Source organism: Rhodococcus sp. MT28, from assembly GCF_058792695.1.
On record NZ_JBXAFD010000001.1, the window covers coordinates 854,772 to 878,663 of the forward strand.

At 61.1% G+C, this 23,892-nt stretch carries 26 protein-coding genes; 15 read left to right on the forward strand and 11 right to left on the reverse strand.

Annotation, left to right across the window (positions count from 1 at the left end):
- Positions 1-135 precede the first annotated feature (135 nt).
- From AC1Q6C_RS04100 to AC1Q6C_RS04120, 5 genes are all read left to right on the forward strand, one after another.
- Entirely contained in the window at positions 136-639 is a 504-nt protein-coding gene (locus AC1Q6C_RS04100) for a MarR family winged helix-turn-helix transcriptional regulator (RefSeq protein ID WP_230359038.1), read from the forward strand.
- An 11-nt stretch (positions 640-650) separates the two neighbouring features.
- A complete protein-coding gene (locus AC1Q6C_RS04105) occupies positions 651-1,709 on the forward strand; it encodes an LLM class flavin-dependent oxidoreductase (RefSeq protein WP_230359039.1) in 1,059 nt (352 codons plus the stop codon).
- A gap of 8 nt (positions 1,710-1,717) precedes the next feature.
- Complete coding sequence (gene msuE / locus AC1Q6C_RS04110; protein ID WP_019745144.1) at positions 1,718-2,284, forward strand: FMN reductase; 567 nt, start codon at positions 1,718-1,720, stop codon at positions 2,282-2,284.
- Positions 2,281-2,808 (forward strand): hemerythrin domain-containing protein, encoded by a 528-nt coding sequence (locus tag AC1Q6C_RS04115; RefSeq protein WP_030535215.1) that lies wholly within the window; start codon positions 2,281-2,283, stop codon positions 2,806-2,808. Before msuE ends, AC1Q6C_RS04115 begins: the two co-directional genes overlap by 4 nt.
- Before the next feature lie 74 nt (positions 2,809-2,882).
- Entirely contained in the window at positions 2,883-3,215 is a 333-nt protein-coding gene (locus tag AC1Q6C_RS04120; RefSeq protein WP_007731480.1) for a CD225/dispanin family protein, read from the forward strand.
- A 36-nt stretch (positions 3,216-3,251) separates the two neighbouring features.
- On the opposite strand, the gene AC1Q6C_RS04125 is transcribed toward AC1Q6C_RS04120, so the two are convergent.
- A complete protein-coding gene (locus AC1Q6C_RS04125) occupies positions 3,252-4,406 on the reverse strand; it encodes an alpha/beta hydrolase (RefSeq protein ID WP_042922323.1) in 1,155 nt (384 codons plus the stop codon).
- Between the two features lie 38 nt (positions 4,407-4,444).
- Here AC1Q6C_RS04125 and AC1Q6C_RS04130 point away from each other — a divergent pair, with 38 nt between their 5' ends.
- The gene (locus AC1Q6C_RS04130) at positions 4,445-4,903 is read left to right on the forward strand and encodes a DUF5990 family protein (protein ID WP_042452701.1); all 459 of its coding nucleotides are present in this window, start codon (positions 4,445-4,447) and stop codon (positions 4,901-4,903) included.
- 76 nt (positions 4,904-4,979) lie between these two features.
- Positions 4,980-6,461 (forward strand): flavin-containing monooxygenase, encoded by a 1,482-nt coding sequence (locus AC1Q6C_RS04135; protein WP_065351364.1) that lies wholly within the window; start codon positions 4,980-4,982, stop codon positions 6,459-6,461.
- A gap of 523 nt (positions 6,462-6,984) precedes the next feature.
- On the opposite strand, the gene AC1Q6C_RS04140 is transcribed toward AC1Q6C_RS04135, so the two are convergent.
- Both AC1Q6C_RS04140 and AC1Q6C_RS04145 read right to left on the reverse strand, forming a co-directional pair.
- A complete protein-coding gene (locus tag AC1Q6C_RS04140; protein ID WP_042452705.1) occupies positions 6,985-7,755 on the reverse strand; it encodes an ABC transporter permease in 771 nt (256 codons plus the stop codon).
- 50 nt (positions 7,756-7,805) lie between these two features.
- Positions 7,806-8,243 carry a GtrA family protein gene (locus AC1Q6C_RS04145; protein WP_020908979.1) on the reverse strand — a complete coding sequence of 146 codons (438 nt, stop codon included), beginning with the start codon at positions 8,241-8,243 and terminating at the stop codon, positions 7,806-7,808.
- Positions 8,244-8,384: 141 nt separating this feature from the next.
- Between AC1Q6C_RS04145 and AC1Q6C_RS04150 the strand changes: the two genes are divergently transcribed.
- Positions 8,385-9,092 (forward strand): TetR/AcrR family transcriptional regulator, encoded by a 708-nt coding sequence (locus tag AC1Q6C_RS04150; protein ID WP_007731468.1) that lies wholly within the window; start codon positions 8,385-8,387, stop codon positions 9,090-9,092.
- Positions 9,093-9,141: 49 nt separating this feature from the next.
- On the opposite strand, the gene AC1Q6C_RS04155 is transcribed toward AC1Q6C_RS04150, so the two are convergent.
- The gene (locus AC1Q6C_RS04155) at positions 9,142-10,638 is read right to left on the reverse strand and encodes an MFS transporter (protein WP_003940566.1); all 1,497 of its coding nucleotides are present in this window, start codon (positions 10,636-10,638) and stop codon (positions 9,142-9,144) included.
- A gap of 99 nt (positions 10,639-10,737) precedes the next feature.
- Between AC1Q6C_RS04155 and AC1Q6C_RS04160 the strand changes: the two genes are divergently transcribed.
- Positions 10,738-11,397: a TetR/AcrR family transcriptional regulator gene (locus tag AC1Q6C_RS04160; protein ID WP_019745154.1), complete on the forward strand. Its 660-nt coding sequence runs from the start codon at positions 10,738-10,740 to the stop codon at positions 11,395-11,397.
- 9 nt (positions 11,398-11,406) lie between these two features.
- On the opposite strand, the gene AC1Q6C_RS04165 is transcribed toward AC1Q6C_RS04160, so the two are convergent.
- The 3 genes from AC1Q6C_RS04165 to AC1Q6C_RS04175 all read right to left on the reverse strand — a co-directional run bounded on the left by AC1Q6C_RS04165 (position 11,407) and on the right by AC1Q6C_RS04175 (position 13,297).
- Entirely contained in the window at positions 11,407-11,610 is a 204-nt protein-coding gene (locus tag AC1Q6C_RS04165) for a PspC domain-containing protein (RefSeq protein WP_003939828.1), read from the reverse strand.
- A gap of 190 nt (positions 11,611-11,800) precedes the next feature.
- Entirely contained in the window at positions 11,801-12,649 is an 849-nt protein-coding gene (locus tag AC1Q6C_RS04170; RefSeq protein ID WP_020970664.1) for an alpha/beta fold hydrolase, read from the reverse strand.
- Between the two features lie 294 nt (positions 12,650-12,943).
- Positions 12,944-13,297, reverse strand: a complete 354-nt coding sequence (locus tag AC1Q6C_RS04175) for a winged helix-turn-helix transcriptional regulator (RefSeq protein ID WP_007731459.1) — start codon at positions 13,295-13,297, stop codon at positions 12,944-12,946.
- Positions 13,298-13,406: 109 nt separating this feature from the next.
- On the opposite strand from AC1Q6C_RS04175, the gene AC1Q6C_RS04180 reads away from it, so the two are divergent.
- From AC1Q6C_RS04180 to AC1Q6C_RS04200, 5 genes are all read left to right on the forward strand, one after another.
- The gene (locus tag AC1Q6C_RS04180) at positions 13,407-14,027 is read left to right on the forward strand and encodes a malonic semialdehyde reductase (RefSeq protein WP_007731458.1); all 621 of its coding nucleotides are present in this window, start codon (positions 13,407-13,409) and stop codon (positions 14,025-14,027) included.
- Positions 14,028-14,327: 300 nt separating this feature from the next.
- Positions 14,328-14,975, forward strand: coding sequence for an ABC transporter permease (locus AC1Q6C_RS04185; RefSeq protein ID WP_019745160.1), 648 nt, complete (start codon positions 14,328-14,330; stop codon positions 14,973-14,975).
- Positions 14,972-16,183, forward strand: coding sequence for an ATP-binding cassette domain-containing protein (locus AC1Q6C_RS04190; protein ID WP_007731456.1), 1,212 nt, complete (start codon positions 14,972-14,974; stop codon positions 16,181-16,183). The genes AC1Q6C_RS04185 and AC1Q6C_RS04190 overlap by 4 nt, the downstream gene beginning before the upstream one ends.
- A gap of 2 nt (positions 16,184-16,185) precedes the next feature.
- A complete protein-coding gene (locus tag AC1Q6C_RS04195) occupies positions 16,186-17,004 on the forward strand; it encodes an ABC transporter permease (protein WP_003939758.1) in 819 nt (272 codons plus the stop codon).
- Positions 17,001-17,996: a glycine betaine ABC transporter substrate-binding protein gene (locus tag AC1Q6C_RS04200; protein WP_492666391.1), complete on the forward strand. Its 996-nt coding sequence runs from the start codon at positions 17,001-17,003 to the stop codon at positions 17,994-17,996. The genes AC1Q6C_RS04195 and AC1Q6C_RS04200 overlap by 4 nt, the downstream gene beginning before the upstream one ends.
- Positions 17,997-18,023: 27 nt before the next feature.
- On the opposite strand, the gene AC1Q6C_RS04205 is transcribed toward AC1Q6C_RS04200, so the two are convergent.
- Both AC1Q6C_RS04205 and AC1Q6C_RS04210 read right to left on the reverse strand, forming a co-directional pair.
- A complete protein-coding gene (locus AC1Q6C_RS04205; RefSeq protein WP_492666392.1) occupies positions 18,024-18,800 on the reverse strand; it encodes a trans-aconitate 2-methyltransferase in 777 nt (258 codons plus the stop codon).
- A gap of 75 nt (positions 18,801-18,875) precedes the next feature.
- Positions 18,876-19,913: a phosphatidylinositol-specific phospholipase C domain-containing protein gene (locus tag AC1Q6C_RS04210; RefSeq protein ID WP_492666393.1), complete on the reverse strand. Its 1,038-nt coding sequence runs from the start codon at positions 19,911-19,913 to the stop codon at positions 18,876-18,878.
- Positions 19,914-20,103: 190 nt separating this feature from the next.
- Between AC1Q6C_RS04210 and AC1Q6C_RS04215 the strand changes: the two genes are divergently transcribed.
- Positions 20,104-21,642, forward strand: coding sequence for an acyl-CoA synthetase (locus AC1Q6C_RS04215; protein ID WP_065351365.1), 1,539 nt, complete (start codon positions 20,104-20,106; stop codon positions 21,640-21,642).
- A gap of 19 nt (positions 21,643-21,661) precedes the next feature.
- Here AC1Q6C_RS04215 and AC1Q6C_RS04220 read toward each other — a convergent pair whose 3' ends face one another.
- Together AC1Q6C_RS04220 and AC1Q6C_RS04225 are read right to left on the reverse strand one after the other, a co-directional pair.
- Positions 21,662-22,726 carry an acyl-CoA dehydrogenase family protein gene (locus AC1Q6C_RS04220; protein ID WP_492666394.1) on the reverse strand — a complete coding sequence of 355 codons (1,065 nt, stop codon included), beginning with the start codon at positions 22,724-22,726 and terminating at the stop codon, positions 21,662-21,664.
- A complete protein-coding gene (locus AC1Q6C_RS04225; RefSeq protein WP_021332062.1) occupies positions 22,723-23,850 on the reverse strand; it encodes an acyl-CoA dehydrogenase family protein in 1,128 nt (375 codons plus the stop codon). The genes AC1Q6C_RS04220 and AC1Q6C_RS04225 overlap by 4 nt, the downstream gene beginning before the upstream one ends.
- Positions 23,851-23,892 lie beyond the last annotated feature (42 nt).

The following is a 23,892-nucleotide window of genomic DNA, read 5'->3' on the forward strand; positions in this document are numbered from 1 at the left end:
AATCATACTCGAACATGCGTTCGAGTCAATACCTCACTACCAGCGCAAATAAGAGCAGGGAATAGTTCGACGGTCGCACGCGTATTATTTGAGTAAGCAATACTTGCGGTCGCAAATAAATGGAGGGCGTCACCGATGACAACTGATGAACACGTACGTGGTCGTGTGTGGCGCGACCTCGTCGTCTCCCACAGCGTCATCCTCGGCAAGATGGAGGCGGACCTTCGAACCACCACCGGACTCACCCTTGGCCAGTACGACGTTCTGCTCCGACTGCAGGAAGCTCCGGGAAACACGATCCGAATGGGCGATCTGGCCGAACTGGTCCTGGTCACCACCAGTGGCGTGACGCGCGTCGTCGATCGATTGGTCGAGGCCGGATTAGTGGAGCGCGTTAGACCGGACAACGATCGACGCGTCGTGACGGTATCGATGACGCCTGCAGGCAAGAAGACGCTTCGAAAAGCGTCCGCCATACACACGCGAGGGATCGCCGAATATTTCTCCGATCTCATTGAAACCGAGGAGCTTCCGGTACTCGAACGCTTCTTCTCCCGACTTGCCACACATCACACCAATCAAGGCGGCGCATGCGATGCGCACGTAGGACAGCTTTCCATCACCCCCACGAACAGATAGCGAGAAACAACATGGCTTTCGAATTGGGCGTCTACCATTTCGGTGAACTCACCCCAGATCCCACTACGGGCGCGATGATGAATCCCGGTGTCCACCTTCGCCATTTGGTGGAGCAGGCAACCGTTGCCGATCAGGTTGGACTCGATGTCTTCGGCGTCGGCGAGCACCATCGCACCGACTTCGCAGTCTCAGCCCCGGCAGTTGTGCTCGCGGCAATGGCTCAGGCTACCGACAACATCAAGCTGTCCAGCGCCGTAACCGTACTCAGTTCCGACGATCCCGTCCGTGTGTTCCAACAGTTCGCGACAGTCGACCTGCTTTCCGAAGGCCGTGCCGAGATCATTGCCGGCCGAGGTTCGTACACGGAGTCATTTCCGCTTTTCGGGTACGACCTGTCCCAGTACAACGAACTCTTCGCCGAAAAGCTCGATCTACTACTGAAACTGCGCGACGAGAACCCGATCAACTGGGAAGGACAACTTCGCGCACCACTGATCGACGGTGACGTGACGCCCCGCCCGGACCGTCAGATTCCGGTGTGGATCGCAGTCGGAGGTACTCCGGCCTCTGTCGTCCGTGCCGCGAAACTGGGCCTGCCCCTCTCACTGGCCATCATCGGTGGAAGCTACCAACAGTTCGAACCGTTCGTCGATCTGTACCGCAGGGCTGCAGCGGAGTTCGGACACGATCCGAAGAAGCTCGCTGTCTCGATTGCTTCGCCAGGATTTGTCGATACCTCGAAGCAAACAGCACTCGACACGTCGTACCCGTACTTCCAGGCCGGGTGGATGCAGAATCATCATCAGCGGGGAAACGGAGTTCCCATGCCGCGCAGGGCATACGAGGCGCAGGCAATCACCGCGGGTGCGTTCTTCCTCGGCGGCCCGCAGGAAATCATCGACAAGACGATGGCGCAGTACGAACTGTTCCATCATGACCGCATCATGATCCAGATGGGGTTCGGCAACGTGCCACAGAAGGACATGCTGCGTGCGATCGAGATCCTCGGCACCGAAGTAGCCCCCGTTGTGCGTAAGGAAATCGAATCACTGAAGTCGTCCCAAAAATAGGAGTTTCGATGAGCACACCGCTCAAAATTGTTGCCGTTGTCGGCAACCTTCAAAAACCCTCCAAGACTCGTGCCCTCGTCGACCTGATCGTCGAAACCTTGGGAGACTTCGAGCAGATCGACACACGAGTTTTCGAGATCGTGGATCTGATTCCAGGTCTTGCATCTGCTCTGGATCGCGATCACGTCGACTCAGTGACCGCCGAAGCGCTGGCAGCAGTCGAGTCCGCCGATATCGTCATCGCGGCGTCACCGGTGTTCCGAGGCTCGTACACGGGAATGTTCAAGCATTTCTTCGATCTCGTGGACCAGTACGCGCTTGCCAACACTCCGGTGATTCTTGCTGCGACAGGTGGCAGCGACCGCCACGCTCTCGTGTTGGACCATGCCCTGCGTCCACTGTTCGCTTTCTTCCAAGCGCTGACCGCTCCGGTCGGGATCTATCTCAGCTCAGGTGATTTCGACGGAACGACTATCCTCAACCCCGAGGTATTCGAGCGTATCGAGATGGCAGCAAAGGACGTCCTGCCGGTAGCGAGGATGCTCGCGGAGCGGGATCGAGTTGCGCTGACGTGAACACCCCTCATTCGCACAACACGGCAACAGTTGCCGGTCTGAGGATGATCGAACAGCTACGTCAGGTTCACGAACCTCTGCGAGCCGATATCGAGGTACTCGAGAATGCCCTGCAACTGTTTTCGGACGAAACCGCCGATCTGACTCGGATACCCGAGATGATCGACAATCTGACGATCGCGGATTTCGTCTGGCAACTACGGGTCAACTGCGACTTCTACTGCAACACGCTGACTCTGCACCACACCATCGAAGATCAACGAATGTTCCCGGTAATGACCAGGAACTTTCCCGAGTTGGCCCCTGCGGTCGAACGACTGCAGGCAGAACACAAGCTTGTCGGGGAGATCGTGTCGGAAGCCAAGCGTGCGTCGCTCGCGCTGAGCACCGAATCCTCCACGGTCAATCGGGCACACGCCGCAATCTCCGAATTGGCGGATCATATGCAGTCGCACCTCGATTTCGAGGAGGCCACACTCTTTCCGTACTTCCGACGGATGGATCGCGACTGGCATTACGGCTGATCGCGCACACTCAGTGATTCTTCAGCTCCATCGCAGTAGCGTCGAAAGGGCCACCTCATGTCAGGAGCCCCCCCATGACCACCCCGGATCAACCCACTGTCCAGCAATCCGTTCCTCAGCACCCGATTCGACCACCCGTCAATGCGGGCTGGGCAGTGGTCTCGCTGCTGTTCTTCTGGCCGCTTTCCTTCTCCGCTTTCACGCACGCCTTCAACGTGTATCCGCTGTGGGCTGACGGCGATGTGGCCGGGTCGCGGTATGCGTCCGATCGAGTGAAACGGCTCGGTCAGATCTCGCTGTGGATCGCAGGCGGCCTACTACTCCTGGTCTGCATCCTGTACGCGATTGCGGCAATCGTGTGGTTCGCCAACGGTGGCCACGATTACGGTCCGCGGCGTATGCGCTGAACAGCCACCCTGAAACAACAACAACACCGCCGAACATCACCTCATCAATCGATCGACGAACTCCATGGTCTGGTCCATCGAAGCGACCGTCGTTTGACCGTGGCTGATTCCGGCGAGTTCTTGATACTCGAACTGCGTTCCCCGCGAACGCATGTCGACCAGTTGCGCCCAGGTAAGGGCGACAGGAACCGTTGTGTCCGACACGCTCTGCACCACGCGCAGTGGACGGTCGTAGCCGTCGACCGGCACCTGCATCATCTCGCGGAACAGGTCGTACATGCGCGGCGTCCATACCGACCGAGAAAACAACGAGCTCAACTGGATTCGTTCGGCTCGAATGTGTCGGCCGAGATCTCCGGCGCACAGTGTCCGAGCCTTTTCCATCCACTCGATCCCCTGCGGCGAGAGAACCTCGCGAATGTTCTCTTCGGGTCGTTGATCGTCGATCCCAGCCAGGACGTACAGCGCATATCCCACCAGCCCGGTGATACCGATGTCGGGAAACAGCGGGCCGCCCAACGGAAACAGCCCTTCCATGTGTGTGGGGCCTGCGACGACAACCGAGCCACGGAAATCCAATTCCGGCGCACGAGTGGTGGCATCGTGTCCCGCGAAGTACGCCGCATGACCACCTTCGGACAAACCCGCGACCATCCACCGCGGACTCAGCACATTGCCGTACAACTCGTGCGCGGCCCGCACGATGTCGACGGCATTCGCGCCGGCGGCATGTCCGTCGAGATAGGCCAGCACCCCGTCGGTACCAACTCCCGAGTAGTCGGTAGCGACCACCGCGTACCCCTGCTCCAACCAGCGTTCGATCGGTTCGATCTCGCCCGGACCGAATCCGGTCGACGAGGGTGCACACTGATCCGCACTGCCCAAAGTTCCGTGGGCATAGGAGATGACGGGCCAACCGCCCGCCGGTGGGGCGCCTTCCGGCAGAAACACGGACCCTGACGACTCTCCCCATCTGTCAGCGGTACGCAGAGTTCGATAGACGACCCGCTGCGTCTCACCGGCGCCGACCGGAAACACTGCGGCCGAGAGTTCGCCATAGGACTCCAGCGCGCCCGCGACTTCCGGTTCGTCCGCCGTCGCCACTGCAACACCTGACCCCCACCCGAGACCCGACAACAGAATGCTCGCCACCACGGCCGCAACAGAGGTTCTACCCGAACGACTCACCACGCCAACCCCTCCCGACCTATGCAGAGCATGATGTCGATATGCAGATCATCATCACCGGTCACAGCCTGCCCGGACGTGAGTGTTCCGAAACCGCAACCTTCGAAGAGCGCAGCAACATCCACGTCGGCGTTCAGCGCCGAGGCAAGCCACACGAAATCCTCGACCTCGTACCGGGAGATACCGAGACAGTGCGATGGGAACTGACAGCGAGTCTGGAGCGAAAGTCCGGTGCCTGGGACTTACTCGGTCCATACATCCAGGGTCCACCTCGCGGACGCTTCATCTACCTGTCCTGGGTGACGGTATCCGATGACCAGACGTTCGAGATGTTTCGGCGCGCAAAGCTGATGCTCGACGCGATCCCCGAGCACATCGCCGAGGAGGCCGACGCTTCCGGCATGCTCCACGGAGACCTCGGCCTCACCGACGCCGCAGGTAAACCACTGTGTGCGGCTATCCGACCGCCGACGATCACATGGTCATCCTCGCCTTACTGAGCATCGTTCAGTAGTGTGGAGATCGAACACTTAGCCTGCCCGGTGGCCCCACACGATCGATACGGAGTCCGAACTGATGAGCACCGAACACCTCGATGTCCTGATCGTCGGCGCCGGCTTGTCCGGCATCGGTGCTGCGTATCGACTCCAGACCGAGCTTCCCGGCAAGTCGTACGCAATCCTCGAGGCCCGCGCGAACAGTGGCGGAACCTGGGACCTCTTCAAATACCCTGGCATCCGGTCGGATTCCGACATGTTCACGCTCGGCTACCCGTTTCGGCCGTGGACAGATGCCAAAGCAATCGCCGACGGTGATTCGATCCTCCGGTACGTGCGCGACACCGCGCGAGAGAACGGGATCGACAAGAAGATTCGGTACAACCGGAAGGTGACGGCCGCATCATGGTCGTCAGCTGACTCGACGTGGACGGTCACTGTCACGACCGGTGACGAAGATGAAACCCTGACCTGCAACTTCCTCTATCTGTGCAGTGGTTACTACAGCTACGAAGGCGGATACACCCCCGACTTCCCTGGACGTGAATCATTCAGCGGCGACGTAGTGCACCCGCAGTTCTGGCCCGAGGATCTCGATTACTCCGACAAGAAGATCGTTGTGATCGGAAGCGGCGCCACCGCAGTCACTTTGGTCCCCACGATGTCGCGCGACGCGAGCCATGTCACCATGCTCCAGCGATCACCGACATACATTCTGGCTCTGCCGTCCAGCGACAAATTATCGGACACCATTCGCGCAGTACTGCCGAATCAGCTCGCGCACAGCATCGCTCGATGGAAGAGCATCGTAGTGAACCTGAGTTTCTACCAACTGTGCCGGCGCAGTCCAGCGCGCGCAAAGCGGTTGCTGAACCTCGCGATCAGTCGCCAACTCCCGGAAGAGATCCCACTCGATCCTCACTTCACACCCACCTACGATCCCTGGGATCAACGCTTGTGCGTCGTACCGGACGGCGATTTGTTCAAAGCCCTCCGATCGGGCAAGGCCTCGATCGAGACCGATCGCATCGACACTTTCACCGAGACCGGAATTCGTCTCGCGTCAGGTCGCGAACTCGAAGCTGACATCATCGTCACTGCAACAGGATTGAAGATGGAAGCGTGCGGCGGGATGTCGATCGAAGTGGACGGCGAACCCGTCACCCTCGGTGATCGTTACGTCTACAAGGGCATGATGATCAGCGACGTACCGAACTTCGCGATGTGCGTCGGCTACACCAACGCCTCGTGGACTCTGCGAGCAGATCTCACGTCGATGTACGTCTGCCGACTGCTGACGGAGATGGACAAGCGCGGCTATTCGAAGTGCGTGCCGCACGCGAGCGAAGAGATGGACCAGCGGCCGATCCTGGACCTGGCGTCGGGGTACGTCATGCGTGCTGTGGAACAGTTCCCGAAGCAGGGATCGAAGTCACCGTGGAACATGCGTCAGAACTACATCCTTGATCGTCTTCACTCGACGTTCGGGAGCATCAACGACCACATGACGTTCTCGAAGGCGCCAGCTCGACAGTCGACGCCGGTACCGAGCAAGAGTTGAGCGGACCACGAACAACCAGGTAGAGCAATCGGGCGAAGCCACCAATCGATCCGACGACAAAGAACACACCCGAACCTGCGACTACTGCACAGAGCGCACCGAGAACGATGATCGCCGACGCCTCTACCATTCGACCGGCGGACTCCGATCCGAGAACGTGTATTTCATCAACTCCTTCGTCCATAAAACTATTTTCAGCCAACCGTCCAGCCGGTTTGTAGGGACTTTAGTCGCGAGTCGGATCAAAATGGACTCATAATTGCAGGTCAAGCGTTCAGTTGGCCATTCCGGCCGGATGATCTCCAGTCCGTTCCGTTGTGATGGTCGGCAACCGAGTGCTGGTCGAATACATGGACGATTCACGAATCGACACGGTCGTATCAAATCTCCGTGCCTCTCCACCCACTCTTACGCAGGGTGTGGCCCAGCAGCGTGATCACCAGTGAAAACATCGGCAGGGCAATGATCACCCTCGCGGCAAACACCCCCGATCTTCCCGGCCGCGTCCTTCGCAGCGACAAGATCAACGAACTCGCGCAGGCCTGACAGCTTGGCCTCGAAAGACGAAACCGCGGGCGACGAGTTCCAACGCCACGGCCACCGAGCAGGTTTGTGCCAACAACAACCCTGCCAATACAAGAATTTGCACAGCACCGGCCTGAACGGCCGATCCCGTCGCGAGCAACACACCGACAAAGGCTCCGGGCAATGTCACGAGGCCGACGGTGCGTGTCTGGTCGACTCCAGGCAGCAGAGCATCGGAGGCAGCGGTGCGGGCTACCTCCCACCGCGCATCGCGTTGGGAAAATCCAAGGCTCAGTGCTGCTTCCACTTCCCCGTACCGGTCGTCGACGGCGTCGAGTCCGCGTTTGGCTGCCATCGATGTTGCAGTCATCGCGCCACCCAGAACAATGCCGCCGATCGGCACCAGAGCGACGCCTTGCAGCGGAACCACTCCGGACAGCAGCATCAGTGGCAGAACCACACCGATTCCCGACGCCAACGCGATGGTCAGCCAAACTCCGGACGTCCCCGCGTTCGAGCGTCGTGCCGCGGTGAAAGACGCTGCAACGAACATGCCGACGAGCACGAGGAGCGCCGACCAGATGTGAGCCAAGGCGGCGGCAAGGATCAACGAAATCGCAGCCAACTGAAGAGCGCCACGAGCGAGGGCACCGGGGACCACCCGAACGCTACCGAGATAGGTGAATCGGTAGACGAGCGTGGCGACAAGTGCCATGACGATGCAGAGCACAGCCAGACGGATGCCGGAGTCGGCTATCGAAAGGCTCATGGGTCTCAGTGTTCCCTACGAGCCGAGTCCGATCCGAATTCGAGAACCGCTCAGAACACCCAACCGCGAAGGGCGACGAATCGCAGGCCACCGACAATTCCGCTCACGGCGATCACAAGCCCGGCTTGAAGAAGCCCGTCGGCGCCCGGGAGAAGGAAGCCGAGCGCACTGATGGCGGCAGAACTGGCGATCAACCCGACCAGTGCGAGTCCACCGCCTTCCCACTGCGCGGTGAACCAGTTGACGCGATCCGCGGCATGGAAGGTGAGCCGGCGATGCAGTTCGTTGGCCAGAATGGTGCTCAAGACTGCACCAACTGCGTTGGCGACCAGCGCTCCGTCACCGCGCAGCGCCAGAAAAGCGGCAAAGTACAAGATGTTGCTGGCTCCGCCGACGAGGGCAAAACGAACGAGCTGAGCAAAGGCGCCGTCGCCGGCAAGAGCGCGAAGCCTCGTTGCCGCGAAACCTGCACTCCGCGTACCCACCATCGAGATCGGATTGCTCCCGACCCAGATGTCAGACGTGCTCATATCGGCTTCTCTCATACGGACAATCGGAACCACACGTTCCGCTTAGTAATATAGCACTAACGGAATCGATCATTCCGCTTAGTGCCGTAGACTGTGAGGATGCCGACAACACACCCCGACGCTTCTCATGCGGGGACCTCGGCCGACTGCTCACAGCCGCGCCTTCGGTCCGACGCCAAGGCCAACCTCGAGCGCATCCTCAACTCCGCTCGCGAGGTGTTCGCTGCCCAAGGACTCGACGCCACGCTGGCAGACGTCGCGAAGCACGCCGGCGTCGGCGTCGGCACCGTCTATCGCCGCTTCGCCAGCAAGGACGAACTGATCCAGGCACTGTTCGACACGCGGTGTTCCGAGATCGAAACGATCGCCGCCACCGCCCGAGAGATGCCCGACGCCTGGGAAGGTCTTGTCTACTTTCTCGACGTGATCTCTCTGCGCATGGCAGACAACCGCGGATTCGGCGATCTCCTGATGGACGGACGCTTCACGTCCGACACCTTCGCTCGCGCGCGCGCCGGGATCGCTCGACACACTGCGGTACTTGTCAATCGCGCCAAGGAACAGGGCACCCTGCGCAGCGACTTCGAAGTCAACGACATTCCACTTCTCATGCAGGTCGTCAAGATGGCCCAGAAGTTCGGTGGCGACGAGGCCCCTCAGGCTTACCGCCGCGCACTCGGGTTCATGATCGACGGACTCTGCGCGTCCCGCACCGACCATCGGGAACTGCCCGTGCCGGCGCTGTCCTCCGAGCAACTCGATCACGTCCTTCATCGGTTTCAGGCAACGCCCGGGAAGAACTGCTGAGTCGATTTCGGGGTCGACGCCATTGCGGCGTCGACCCCGAAATTTGCTGTCAGTGGGCGATTACCGGTTCACCTTCCGGCGAATCCGGAAGCAGTCCACTCCGAAGAACCAGTCCGGTCAAGACCGCACCGACCGCGAATATGCCTGCGGCCCAATAGAACGTCGTGGTGTAACTCTCGACGGCGGCCTGCGCCTGAGTCAGCGGATTCATCTCGCGGCCCACCAGATAGTTGGTAGAAGCCGAGGCGGCAATCGTGCTGAGCAGTGCAGTTCCGATCGAGCCGCCCACCTGCTGCATCGTGTTGACCGTGGCAGATGCGACGCCGGCATCTTCGTGATGCACGCCTGAAGTTGCTCCCTGCATCGACGGGGCGAAAATGCTGCCCATGCCGAGTCCGGTGACGACGAGCCCCGGCAGAATGTGTACTGCATAGGTGCTGTCCACGGAAATCTGGGCCAGCAGCGTCATTCCGATCGCCGCGATGACCATTCCGCTCACGATCAGCACTCGCGGACCGACGCGCGGCAGCAAAACCGCTGTCGAAAGCGTTGCCGCTGTCACGATTCCGAACACCATCGGCATGAATGCGAGGCCGGTCATGATCGGGCTGTACCCGAGGATCAGCTGCATGTAGTACGTCAGGAACAGGAAGACTGCGAACATGCCTGCGCCGGAAAGGAAGATCGCCAGGTACGAGCCAGCCCGGATTCGGTCGAGGACCACCCGCAGCGGAAGAAGTGGGTGCTCGGACTTGGTCTGCCAGTAGATGAACGCCGCCATGAACACGACGCCGGCAACGAGCCACGAGATAGTGGGAGTTGCACTCCACCCGTCCGACTCGGCCTTCGAGAATCCGAAGACGATGCTGAACAAGCTGATCGACACCAGGATCGTTCCGGGGATGTCGAGCTTGGGTCGCGAGTCACTGGTGTGCGGCGCGAGCAACAGGACTGCTCCGACCAGAGCGATCGCCGCGAAGAAGAGATTCACGAAGAGGCACCAGCGCCAGTCGACCCACTCGGTGAGTGCGCCGCCGAGCAGCAGTCCGATGGCGCCACCACCGCCGGCAACGGCACCGAAGATACCGAACGCCTTGGCACGCTCACCTGGATCCGTGAATGTCACGGACAGCAGCGACAGGGCTGCCGGGGCAAGGAGCGCACCGAATACGCCTTGGCCGGCACGAGCGGCAACAAGCATTTCGAAGTTGACGGCTGCGCCACCGATGGCGGAAGCGACTGCGAAGCCGATCAGGCCGACGATGAAAGTTCGCCTGCGCCCGAACAAGTCGCTCAATCGACCGCCGAGTAGCAGCAAACTGCCGAACGCCAATGCGTATGCCGTGATGATCCACTGGCGGTCCGAATCACCGAACTCCAGTGAGCGCTGCGCAGCAGGCAGCGCGATGTTGACGATGGTGGCATCCAAGACCACCATCAGCTGCGCAATTCCCAGAACCGCGAGAACCAGCCACCGCTTTGCGTGGTTGTCCCCTGAAGGCGCTGAGGACTGCTCGAATTCAGTCCGTTCAGCAATGTCTGACATAGTCCCTCGCCCAACCTATGCGGAGATGGCTTCTCCGGTTAGCAAAAACGCTACACGAAAACGGAGAGGCTGTCTCCACTTGGCGGGTAGAGTGGGGACATGAGTACCGCAATGGAGCGCCCCCTTCGCGCCGATGCTGCACGTAATCGGCAGTTGATCATCGACGCCGCACGTGAATTGTTCGCCGAAGAAGGGATCGACGTCACACTCGACGACGTCGCCCGGCGCGCGGGGGTCGGCGTCGGAACGGTCTATCGGCGGTTCGCCAGCAAGGAAGAATTGATCGACGGAGTCTTCCAGCAGAACTTCGCCGACATGGCAGCGGCCGCGGACGCGTCACTTGCCAATCCGGATCCGTGGGACGGACTTGTCACCTTTGCCGAATTCGCCTGCAGCCGTATGTCGGTCAACCGCGGACTCAAAGACGTCCTGAACGGAACCGACGAGGGATGCGAGCAAGTCGCATGCCAACGATCCATCATCGAGCCGTCGGTCGAGAGGATCTTCTACCGGGCCCAGGAGGCCGGGATGCTGCGCCCCGACGCCGTACCGACGGACCTGTTCGGCCTCATCTTCATGGTGGGCGCAGTCACCGAATTTGCTCAGCCCGTCAACCCGACCGTGTGGCGTCGATACCTCTCGGTAATGCTCGACGGCCTACGCACGGAGGGCCTGCACCGTGACGCACTGCCCCTTCCTCCACTGAGTTCGGAAGAATTGCACGAGGCCAAGCAATGCCTGAAAGACCGCCGCCGTTGAGCGGTTCGGTCAGATCTGCTCACGAGGAATGAAAATCCACATCACGATGTAGATCAGAAACTGCGGGCCGGGCAGCAGGCACGAGAGTACGAACAGCAAGCGGACAGTCGACGACTTCCAACCGAAGTACCGAGCGATTCCGGCGCACACCCCACCGAACATTGCTCCCGAGCGGGCGCGGGTGAGCTTGCGGGTATTCATCGGGGAGGTCATGTGTTGTTTCCTTTCAACGGAACTCGCGGTTCATCCGCGTCGACCTCCACTATCCGCTGCCGATCCACCTGTGCGCATCAGGCCATGGACCCATCTTTTCCGACGCGGTGTGTCCTCAGGTACGAGTCCGTCCCCGCGTCTGACTCAGGGTTCTCCCCCACACCCCGGCCTCGGACCTCAGCCTCGCACCTCAGCAGGGAAACATGCGTCGAAGCCGTTTCGGAGCCGCAAAAGGTTGCCAGTTGTCGACGTCCTGCGCCAGACGATCGGCAACGGTCCACAACGCCGACGGGTTGTGGGTCAACCCCATGTGACTGCCTTGCACCGCAATGCTTTCCGACAGGCCTGCCGAGGTTTCACAGCACGCTTGCCATGGAACGATACCGTCGTGCCTGGAGTAGACCGACGTGGCGGGAACGGAAATAGGCGATCCCTGTTCGGATTCGATGCCGTCGACCGGAGGCAGTATCGCGTGATTGCCGGACAAACGAGCGTAGAGAGATCCGACTCTCGTCTGCTCCAGACTGGTGAGACCGAAAGGACTTCCCAGTGTCACTACCTGACGCACCGAATCCGGCAGGTCCCTCGCCAGCTTTCGAGCGTAGATACCGCCCAGACTCCAGCCAATTACCGACACCTTCTGCTCGTATCGATCTGCTACCTCGGCCAATGCGGCAGGCAGTCCGTCGACCACCGTCGCCGTCGGACCGGTGTTCAGACCCAGATTCCAACCGTGAACCCGGTATCCGAGAAAGCTGAGGTATGTCCTCAAGGCGAGAGTCGAAACGTCCGAAGTCAGCAATCCGGGGAGAACGAGGACCGGATGCCCGTCCCCACGCGGCGATCGAAGCAACCAAGGAGCCGCGAGAAGCAGTGAAGCGATGTCGACCAGTCCGCGCGTCGGCTCGCTCAGACACATCGCCAAGGATGGTGGCCCCGGAACGAGTGGGTCGACTTCACGAATCAGCGTCGATCGCTGCGCCCAATCGAATTCGGTCTCCGCGAAATCGATCGCCGAGACTTCCGCAACTACGGACACCTGAACTCCTGTCGGCCGGTGCCCTCGTCGGGGCGTGTGGTGGGGCGGTTCCGCGAGCTGTGTGCTCAACCCGCGGAACCTTGTCCTCATCCACCACCGGTAGCGAACCAGGACCCGTTCTGCCCACAGATTCGTGACCAAAGGCCTCTCGACCACACGAACACTGTGTGATCCAGAACACTAGTTTTGGTTACGTTGCATCTACGTTGCGTAGATGTTTCGTCGCTTCCTACGAGATTTCGTCCCACAGAAGCGCGACCCACGCGGTCGCGGCGCCGGCGTCCTAGCGAGCGCTCAGTTCGAGCAACTCTCGGGTGGCAGATTTTCGGCGGCCCACGTTGTCAGTTCACTGAGAGCGGGGAGCAGCGCCTGCCCCGACGCTGTGAGTTCGTACTCCACGGCGATGGGCGGACCTGCATCGACGCTCCTCGTCACCAGGCCTGCCCCTGCCAACTCCGTCAGGCGTTCCGAGAGCACCGAATCACTGATCCCGCCCACCGCGCGCTTGAGTTCGGAGAATCCCGCCGGCCCGTTCAGCAGCGTGCCGAGAATGACGCCGTTCCACCGTTTGCCCAGGAAGCCGAACGCGCGGGCCAGAGCCCCGTCACATGCGCGGGGCTCGTGTCCCGCTTCGCTCTTGCTTGCCACCCCACCATCCTAGCCACAGTGCTAACGTATCCGTAGGCACTATTTTTTTACTAGCAACTAGCTTTACCGGGTGATGCTCGGTCGAGCTACCACGGAACGGAAACCCCCGATGTCTCTCGACGCAGCCACGCCATTCACCGCCCAGCAACTCGACGAAGCCGGCCGCGAACTCCTCTTCACTGCGGCTCGCACCGCCAACTCCTTCTCGAACGAACCTGTGACCGACGACGAACTGACTGCGATCTGGGAGCTCGCGAAGTGGGCACCGACCGCGGCCAACACCAATCCGCTACGTGTGCTGTTCGTCCGTACCGAGGAAGGCAAAGCACGCCTCGTCGAGCACATGGCAGACGGCAACAAAGCCAAGACCGAGGCCGCTCCTGCAGTTGCCGTTCTGGCGGTGGACACCGAGTTCTACAAGCACATCCCCAACCTGTTCCCCATTCGCCCGGAGATGAAGGACTACTTCGAATCCGACGAGGCTGCCGCCAGTTCGACGAGTCGGTTCAATGCCGCACTTCAGGCCGGCTATGTGATCCTCGCGATTCGCGCACAGGGTCTGGTCGCCGGCCCGATGGCCGGGTTCGACGCCGACGGCATCGACGGCGAATTCTTCGCAGACGGACGTTTCAAGACGATCCTCGTGGTGAACATCGGCCATCCCGGTGAGAACCCCTGGTTCGATCGTCTGCCGCGCCTCTCCGATGAGGATGCGCTCAGCTGGGCCTGAGGCCAATTCGGACAAATCAAGCAATGCGGGAGAGTTCTGCGGAACTCTCCCGCTTTGCCATCTCCAGCGCGTTTCAACTCTGCTCGCAGTGGGTACATACCCGCGTCTCGCAAAATCTCACGTCCAGAACAACATCCGACACGCTGCAATCGGAATTAGTTGCAGTATCTCAGTTTTTGGACGACAGTCGAGGGAAACCCCTCGGCCTACGGAGGCTGCGGGGAAAGCCCTTGTGCGCCGGTCGGTGTCGAGGGAAGACGTTCGAGCGAGCAGAAGTCCGAAGAAAGTGGGTTCGGAAATATGGGCGCCCTATGGGATTTTGTCGTTGCACGACGACAACAATTGATGACCGACTCGTACCTACATGTTTCAGCAGTTATCCAGTCCGTGATCATCGCGACGATTGCCGCCGTGATCATCGGTATTCTCGTCTACCGGAGCCCGGCGGGATCCTCCATCGCTACGGCGTTGGCCAGCACGATCCTGACGGTTCCTTCATTCGCCCTCCTCGGACTGCTCATTCCGATTCTCGGTCTCGGCGTCGCTCCCACGATCACCGCGTTGATCTTGTATGCCCTGCTCCCGATCATTCGGAACACGATCATCGGTCTGGATGCAGTCAACCCGGCGATCACGGACGCAGCCCGCGGTGTCGGAATGAATCGCATGCACGTACTGAGTCGAATCGAGCTACCGATCGCGTGGCCGTCGATCCTCACCGGCATGCGGGTCAGTACACAGATGCTCATGGGCATCCTCGCCATCGCGGCGTACGCCAAAGGTCCTGGTCTGGGAAACCTGATCTTCTCCGGACTCTCGCGTGTCGGTAGCCCGAATGCTGTTCCGCAAGCGCTGGTCGGCACCGTACTGATCGTCATTCTCGCTCTGATTCTCGACGGAATCTACGTCGTCATCGGTCGTCTCACTACTTCGAAGGGGCTGCAATGACTGAAACCATTCCGTCTGACGTATCCACAGATCAGAAGGTATCCGGGGTCGAGATCGTCCTGGAGTCCGTCACCAAGCGGTACCCGGGCCAGAAAGCTGCAGCGGTGGACAATGTTTCGCTGACTGTTCCGGCCGGTGAAATCGTGGTCTTCGTCGGACCTTCGGGTTGCGGCAAGACGACGACGATGCGCATGATCAACCGCCTGATCGAACCTACCTCCGGCAAGATCACCATCGACGGCAAGGACGCGCTGTCGATCGACCCGGACAAGCTCCGCCGTGGCATCGGGTACTCGATCCAGCAGGCAGGCTTGTTCCCGCACTTCACGATTGCGAAGAACGTCGCGACTGTCCCGGGTCTGATCGGTTGGGACAAGAAACGTATCGCAGCGCGCACCGACGAGATGCTCGACCTCGTAGGCCTCGATCCCGATACCTATCGCGACCGCTACCCTCGCCAATTGTCCGGCGGGCAGCAACAGCGTGTGGGCGTGGCGCGGGCGCTGGCTGCCGATCCTCCGGTGCTGTTGATGGACGAACCTTTCGGTGCCGTCGATCCGATCACCCGCGGCCTGCTCCAGGACGAACTGATGCGTCTGCAGTCGGAGTTGGGTAAGACCATTGTCTTCGTCACGCACGATTTCAACGAGGCAGTCAAACTCGGTGACCGTATTGCCGTGCTGGGCAATCAGTCCAGCATCATGCAGTACGACACTCCGGAAGCGATTCTCGCCAATCCCGCAAACGACATGGTCGCCGGATTCGTCGGGGCGGACGCCTCGCTCAAGCAGCTGACCCTGACACGCGTGCGCCAGATCAAACTCAAGCAGTGCCTCACCGCCCGCGAAACCGATTCGGTCGATGATTTGAGAACCGCACTCGCAGCGCGTAAGTGGAAGTGGGCCCTGATTCTCGATCAGCGCGGACGGCCGCTTCGCTGGGTCTCGCCCGGCCACCTCGCCCATGCGTCGACTCTTCGAGGTGTCGGTAACGAGATCGGCGAAGCCGTGTCCATCCAGTCCACCCTGCAGGATGCGTTGGAAGCTCTTCTCGCAGAGAGCAATGCGTCCACCGTGGTCACCGGACGGCGTGGCGAGTACGTCGGTCTCATCACCATCGACACACTGGTCAGCCATCTTTCCGAAATGCGCGAGGAGCATGCGCACGACCACGACGAAGAGCCAGACACCGAGAACGTCGAGGGTTGAACATGACTGCCACGACAGAGGAGCGCGTCTCCGCGCCTGAGATGGAACCGGACGCCCCCGATCTGGGTGCGGCCGAGAACGCCGCCACGCGCCGTGCTGAACGGATGCGACTGTATGTGCAGCCGGTCATCGTCCTGATCCTGGTTGCGGGCGTGTTGATCTGGGCATTCAGCCGAGATCTCAACGCGACGCAGAAGGCGAGCATCAACCTCGACAACATCGTCACTCTGACCTGGCAGCACGTACTGATCACCGCCGCCGTGGTCATCATCGTCGTCGCCATCGCGGTTCCACTCGGAACCCTGCTGACCAGGCCGAAATTCACCCGCCTGGCACCGTTCTTCGTGGGAATAGCCAACATCGGAGCCGCAGCGCCTGCCATCGGCCTGCTCGTGCTGTTCTATCTCGCGACAAGAACGACCGGCTTCTGGATCGGCGTGTTTCCCATCGCGTTCTATTCGTTGCTTCCGGTGCTGCGCAACACCATCCTCGGCTACCAGCAAGTGGACAAGACCTTGATCGATGCCGGGCGCGGGCAGGGAATGTCTTCGCTCACGGTCCTGCGTCAACTCGAGTTCCCGATGGCCGTCCCGTACATCCTTGCAGGACTGCGTACTTCGCTCGTTCTGGCCGTCGGTACCGCGACGCTGTGCTTCCTGGTCAGTGCCGGCGGACTCGGCATTCTGATCGACACCGGATACAAGCTCCGCGACAACGTCACCCTCGTTGTCGGTGCCGTACTGGCGGTGTCGCTGGCCTTGCTGATCGACTGGCTCGGCGCGCTCGCCGAAACTTATCTCGGGCCCAAGGGATTGCGATGACCAAGACTTCGATCACCAGAACGTCGGGCTGGAAACTCGCGGTTGCCACGATCGGCCTCACACTTGTCGCTTCGTGTGGTCTCGAGTCCGGTGGCGCACTGCCCCTGGCCGTCGGCCCCGGCAGCATCGAGCCAGTTCCGGAGCTCGAGGGTGTGAAGATGACCGTCGGCTCCAAGGACTTCACCGAGCAGATCGTGCTCGGGTACGTCATCGAATTCGCGATGGCCGCTGCGGGCGCGGATGTTCGAGATCTCACGAACATCCAGGGCTCGAACAGCACCCGTGACGCACAGTTGAACGGCCAGATCGATCTTGCGTACGAATACACCGGAACCGGCTGGATCAACTACCTCGGCAACGAGACACCGCTTCCCGATTCGCAGGCGCAGTTCGAGGCCGTCCGCGATGCGGACCTTGCTGCGAACGACATGGTGTGGACCGATCCGGCGCCGATGAACAATACGTATGCATTGGCGATGAGCAAGGAGACCGCTGAGAAGACCGGTGTCAAGACCGTTTCCGACTACGCGAAGTTGGTCGAATCCGATCCCGGAGCTGCGGTGACGTGCGTCGAGACCGAGTTCAACGTCCGCCAGGACGGATATCCCGGCCTGGCAGCGAAATACGGTTTCGACGCCTCTCGTGCCCAACGCCAGATCCTGCAGACCGGCATCATCTACCAGGCGACAGCCGATGGCGATCAGTGCAAGTTCGGCGAGGTGTTCACCACCGACGGTCGCATCATCGCACTCGATCTCGTTCTGCTCGACGACGATCTCCAGTTCTTCCCGAAATACAATCCGGCACTGGTGATGAAAAAGGACTTCGCGGAAGCACATCCGCAGGTAGCAGAAGTCATGGCACCGATCTCGGAGCGACTGACCAACGAGGTGATGACCGAGCTCAACCGGCAGGTCGACGTCGACGGCAAGGAGCCGGCGGACGTGGCCCGCGACTGGCTGGTCTCGGAAGGCTTTGTCACCGCGCAGTGATCGGCTGACCGCAACCCAGCCGAGTAGTTACCGTTTGTGTCCGACGCAGAACACCCGCCGGAACGGAAAGAGCGTTCCGGCGGCTGTTGCGGGGTAGGCCTCCCTCAGCAGATCGGAATACTGACGCTCGAACTCCGGAGCGTCAGCTTCGCCGAGAACGTCGAGCACGGGCCGTAACCCCGTCCCCCGTACCCATCCGAGCACCGGGTCGGCACCTGCCAGCACGTGTACGTACGTCGTCTCCCAGGCGTCGACGTCGAATCCGTGTTCTTGGAGACGCTGCGCGTACTGAACTGGACTGTCGACGCCTTCCGGGCCGCGTAGGACGCCACCCAGTCGCTCACTCCATTCCGCTGATTCCGCGAGATCTCGCATGAGCGCATGGGACGGAGCATCGAAGTTACCCGGCACCTGCCACGCCAGCCACGATCCGGATTCCAGGGTGTCCGTCCACTGGTCGATCAGCTCGCGATGGCTCGGAACCCACTGCAATGCAGCGTTACTGACGACCACGTCGTAACCGGTGGCGTCGAAGGACATGATGTCCCCCAACTCGACGGTGACGTTTCCCGGTAGGTCTGTAGGGGCCTGCGCGACCATTTCGGGAGACGAGTCGAATCCGGATACCGAGGCGTCCGGCCATCTTTCCCCGAGCATCGCGGTCAGGGTGCCTGATCCGCAGCCGAGGTCGGCTACCCGCGTCGGGTCTTCGGTGGCCACCCGTGACACCAGGTCCACGAACGGGCGTGACCGCTCACCCGAATAGCGGCCGTAGACTTCGGGATTCCACGTGACAGTGCGCATGAACCCATCCTGCACCCTGCTCCTGAGAATTGCCGCCCGTCAGATCTCGCTCTTCACGATCCGGCCATTCGAAAATCACCGACGCGGCACCACGGTGGACAGTACGTTCGGCAACCTCGACCAGTCCGCGGTGATGTAACTTGCGTGCTGCCCGGCCAACAGGTCGAGACGCTCGCTCGCCTCGGTTTCGGTGGCATGGGTTCCGTCGATCTGCGGAGCGACCTTGTGCGCGTCGGTCATGACGAGCAGGTAGCCGCGATCGTGGTACCAACTCGGATCCACGACTCCGGCGGTGTAGTCGAGAGCGTCGCCGTCGAAAATCACGAACCACGGACGGATCCCCGGGTCGGTATAGCGGTCGAGACGTGGGTCTCCCGGTGATGCACGGTGAACAGCGGGAAAGGCGGCGCCGAGTTCGACGAGCCCGGCGGAGGACAGATCTCGCAGGTGCGTCGCATACTGCCGGTCCGTCCACTCCGTATCGATAGGGTTTCCCTCCTCGATCGTTCCCGGTATCAGCTCGAACAGAAATTTCCCGGTCATTTCGGAGGTGCTCGGCCATCCACGCTCGGTGACGGCGGCATCCGGGGTGGAGTAGGACTCCCCCATCAAATCGGCCGGCGTGAAAACCGCGTCTCCGAGAGTCCCGAGAATCAGGGCGTCGAGATCCGCGGGCCCACGTCCGTACCCGGCAGTGAACCCGTCCTTGATTTCCAACTTGATCATCACGGGCGGATGCTCGGGATTGGCCTCGTGCCACGCCCGCATATCTGCCAGGCATCCACGGAATCCCTGATCTCGTAGACCGCTTCGCAACCCGGATGCGTCCTGAGCGCCGACGCAGTTGCTGTCGCTCACCACCGGATTCATGTGCGACACACGCCAGTCCGGACCGCCCCCGTTGGTCCACAGGTCCAGCTCGAGCAACGACGCCCCGGAATCCAAAGCGTCGGCGAAGTACGGAAACGTCGCCTTCTCGTAGGAATTGTGGACCCCGACTGACGTGGTCTCGGAAAACGAGCGCACTTGGTTCGTAGTCGTTTCGGCGCCGGCAGAGGGCGCCGAGACGACCGCCACGAACGCACTCATACCGGCTACCAGGATTGCTCGCATGTTCGACACTCTCGCAGAAATCACCCCACGGCAGGATGGAATCGTCAGAGTTAACTGGACAATCGTCTAGATTGCACCGGAGTGGGGCATGATTTCAGGCGGTGAGTGAGGGCAATTGTCAGGCCAATAGCATCAGTGCCGGAACTGATCCGAGTCAGAGCACTCGCCGCACACTCGCAGGAGGAATCGCATGCAGCTGACTCAATTCGTTCACCGATCCCTACGAGCGTCGCCCGAAGCGGTGATGACGATCTCCGATGGCCGAGTGCGCACGTCTCGCGAATCGGTCGACCGGATCAAGAGGCTCGCGGGCGGGCTGCAGACGTTAGGCCTGCGCACCGGTGACAGAGTCGCGATCTTGGCATCGAACTCCGACTACTACCACGAGGCGCTCCTGGCCTGCTGGTGGTTCGGAGCAGTGGCCAGTCCGGTCAATTCTCGCTGGAGCACGGCGGAAATCACATACGCCCTGGAAGATTCAGGGTCGACGGTATTACTCGTGGACGAGAATTTTGCTTCCGTCGGATCTACCCTTCGCGAGGCGTGTCCAGGCCTGACCACTGTCGTCTACTGCGGCAACGACCGAGTTCCGGACGGAATGCTCGACTACGAACAGGTGATCGCGGAGGCGATTCCGGTCGACGATCTGCGCGTCGGCGGCGACACGCTTGCACTACTTCTCTACACCGGCGGGACCACCGGAGTGCCGAAGGGCGTGATGATCAGCCATCAAGCGCTGATGACCTCGGCGCTGGGCACTCTCGCGGCAGGCGGCGTGGCAATCAGCAACGGAACGAACCTCGCGGTGAACCCTCTGTTTCACATTGCCGGGATCGTCGGATGGTTGGCTCAGTCGCTGATGGGTGGAACCCAGGTCTTCGTAGCGAACTTCAGCCCACGGACGTTCCTCGAGGCCGTGGACCGCTATCGCCCGACAACCGTGGGTCTGGTGCCGACAATGCTCCAGATGTTGGTCGCCCACAAAAACGAAACGGGCGAAGACGCAACCACCTACGATCTGTCCAGCGTCAGGATCCTGAGATACGGCGCTTCGCCCATATCTCCGACGCTTCTCGGGCAGGTCATGCAAATGTTCCCCAACAGTTCCTTCGCTCAGGGCTACGGGATGACTGAAACCGCGCACATCAGCATGCTGAGTCCAGCCGATCACCTCGAAGGTGGTGATCTCCTCCGCAGCGCTGGTCGCGCGCTCCCTCATTGCGAGGTGAAAATCGTCGACCCGGCCGGCTCGGAACTCCCACCCGGCAAGGTGGGCGAAATCGTCACGTTCGGCAGCCACGTCATGCTCGGCTACTGGAACAAACCGAAGGAGACCGCAGAAGTGCTCCGCGACGGGTGGATGCATACCGGCGACGCCGGATACCTCGACGCCCGCGGTTACCTGTTCATCGTCGATCGCATCAAGGACATGATCGTCACCGGTGGCGAGAACGTCTACTCCACCGAGGTCGAAAACGCTCTGGCACAACACGAATCCGTCGCGGCCTGTTCCGTGATCGGTCTGCCCGATGCCCAGTGGGGCGAGCGTGTCCATGCCGTGGTCGTCCTTCGGCATGGTTTCGACGCCGACGCCGACGAACTGCGCGCTCACGTGAAAACGCTGATAGCCGGATACAAATCTCCGCGCACTTTCCAATTCGTCGATGCATTGCCGCTGTCGGCAGCAGGCAAGGTGCTGAAGCGCGATCTTCGTTGCAACGCAACGTAATCCTTTACGACGGTCAGGATTACAGCTTCAATGTCGGTTCTGGGTCGGTGATCAAGCGGTGCAGTGACGGCGACGCCGCTACGGCCTCTCCTAGTTGCGTCGCACTCGCGATTTCGTCGCCGAACTCCGATCGCCAGGCGTGCAGTCGACGCGTCAGTTGTTGCAATCGGTATTCGCGGGTCATGCCGATTGCACCGTGTGCCTGGTGGGCGGCGCGGACGCTCACGAGCGCATTCTGCGAAACCACCAATTTGGTTGCGCTCACTTCGAAGTCGGCGTCGCCTCTGATGAGTGCATGTGCAGTGCGATCGACGGCCAGCGTGGACATCGAAGCCATCTGAGCAAGCGTCACGATATGCTGCTGGACTGCTTGAAACTGCGCGACGGGCCTACCGAATTGCACCCGGTCGGACACATAGCGCCGGGTCAACGTCGACGCCGACTCCATCGCTCCCGACATCTGCACCGAGCGCAAGAACGCGCCGAGCTTGCTGAGAATCCGGGCATCGACCGGGTTGTCGCCGTCAATGGTCCGCGCTTCGGAGAACGTCAGGCTCTCACGCGCTTGCCCCGCAAGATCCGTCCCGCCACCGATCTCGGCGTCGGAGATGTCAAGGAGTACGACGCGATCACCGAGAACTGCTGCCAGCACTGATGCAGCGCTACCCCACGGCACGTCGTGAAAGGTTCCCGAGAGGACACCGTCGTCGGTCCGGCGCACATCGTCGCGCGGCGAACCCGGGGCGACCGTTGCGATTCCGGAGGGCACGGGTAACCCGCCCGCTGTTGCCAGCCTGCCCGCGAGGTACGTCTCGGCGAGCGGCAGCGGCGCAGCGTGCCTCGCCGCCGCGCGCTGGACAGTCACGGCGTCGAGGAGCGAGCCACCGGAACCACCAACCGATTCGGGAAGACCGACCAGAGGTAACCCTAGTTCGACTGCCGCGCTCCATAATCCGGCGGGCAGACCGCCGATCTCCGCCTGCGCTACCACCTCGATGCCGGACTTCTCGGCGAAAAATTGCTCGACCATCGATTCGAGGTCGGCGTCGAATGTGTTCGCGTTGATCTGTGACCCCGAATTCATCGGTCCAACCCTTTCATGATCACGGTGCGGAGAATTTCGTTGGTACCGCCGCGAATCGACCACGACGGCGCCACCAGCACGGCCCGGGCGAGCAGCGACTCGTACGGATCGTCGGATGCAAGGTCCGGAGCCCGGCCGAGGTGCCGCGCGACGGTCGCAACACAGTCCTGTTCGAAGCGTGTTGCCATCTCCTTGATCAGCGCGGCCTCCGTGACCGGCGAGCGACCGGCGTCGACCATCCGTGCGATGGACAGCGACATCCCGCGAAAAGCCCAGCAGCGTGCGGTAATCGAGCCCAGATCGGCGAGAGCAGCTGGACCGCCTTGCGCTGCTTGGTTGGCCGCGAAGTTCTCGAGGACCGGCATCAGCGACATCCAACGGTCGACGCCACCTCGCTCGAGTGCGAGTTCACCGGTGTTTTGTCCCCAGCCCGCTCCGACGTCTCCGAGGCGACGCGAATCCGGCACGAAAACATCCTGGAACGACACCTCGCAGAAGTCCTCACTACCGTCGATGAACGGAATGGGTGAGACGGTCAGACCCTCGCTGTCGCGATCGACGATCAGCTGAGTGAGTCCGTTGTGCTTGTCTGCCGAGGTTCGAAGCAGGGCGAGTATGTGTGTGGCATGGAAGGCGCCGGTGGTCCAGATCTTGGTGCCGTTGACTTTCCAGCCACCATCGACACGTTCGGCGCGAGTGCGCACCGATGCCAGGTCCGAACCCGAGTCGGGCTCACTCATCCCGATCGAGAACGAGAACTCACCGCTCGCGATACCGGGAAGGAAGTACCGCTTCTGTTCTTCCGTGCCGTTGGCGGCGATGCTCGGACCCGACTGTCTGTCTCCGATCCAGTGATAGCCGACCGGCGCTCCCCGCGCGAGAAGTTCTTCGACGACGACCAGTCGATCCACTGCTGACCGTCCGCCCCCGCCGTATTCCTTCGGCAGCGACATGCCGAGCCACCCACGTCGACCCAGATCTCGCGAGAACACCGGATCCACCGCTCCGGCCATCCCGAGTCCGAGCGAGTAGGTACCGGGGGTGAGTCGCTTGTCGAGGTACTCCCGCACTTCAGCCTGAAGAGCAAGCTCCTCGATCGTCAGTTCTGTTGCGTCGAAACGCATGACGTCTCCGATCAGTTTCGTGAGTCGATCCGCCGCCCGTGG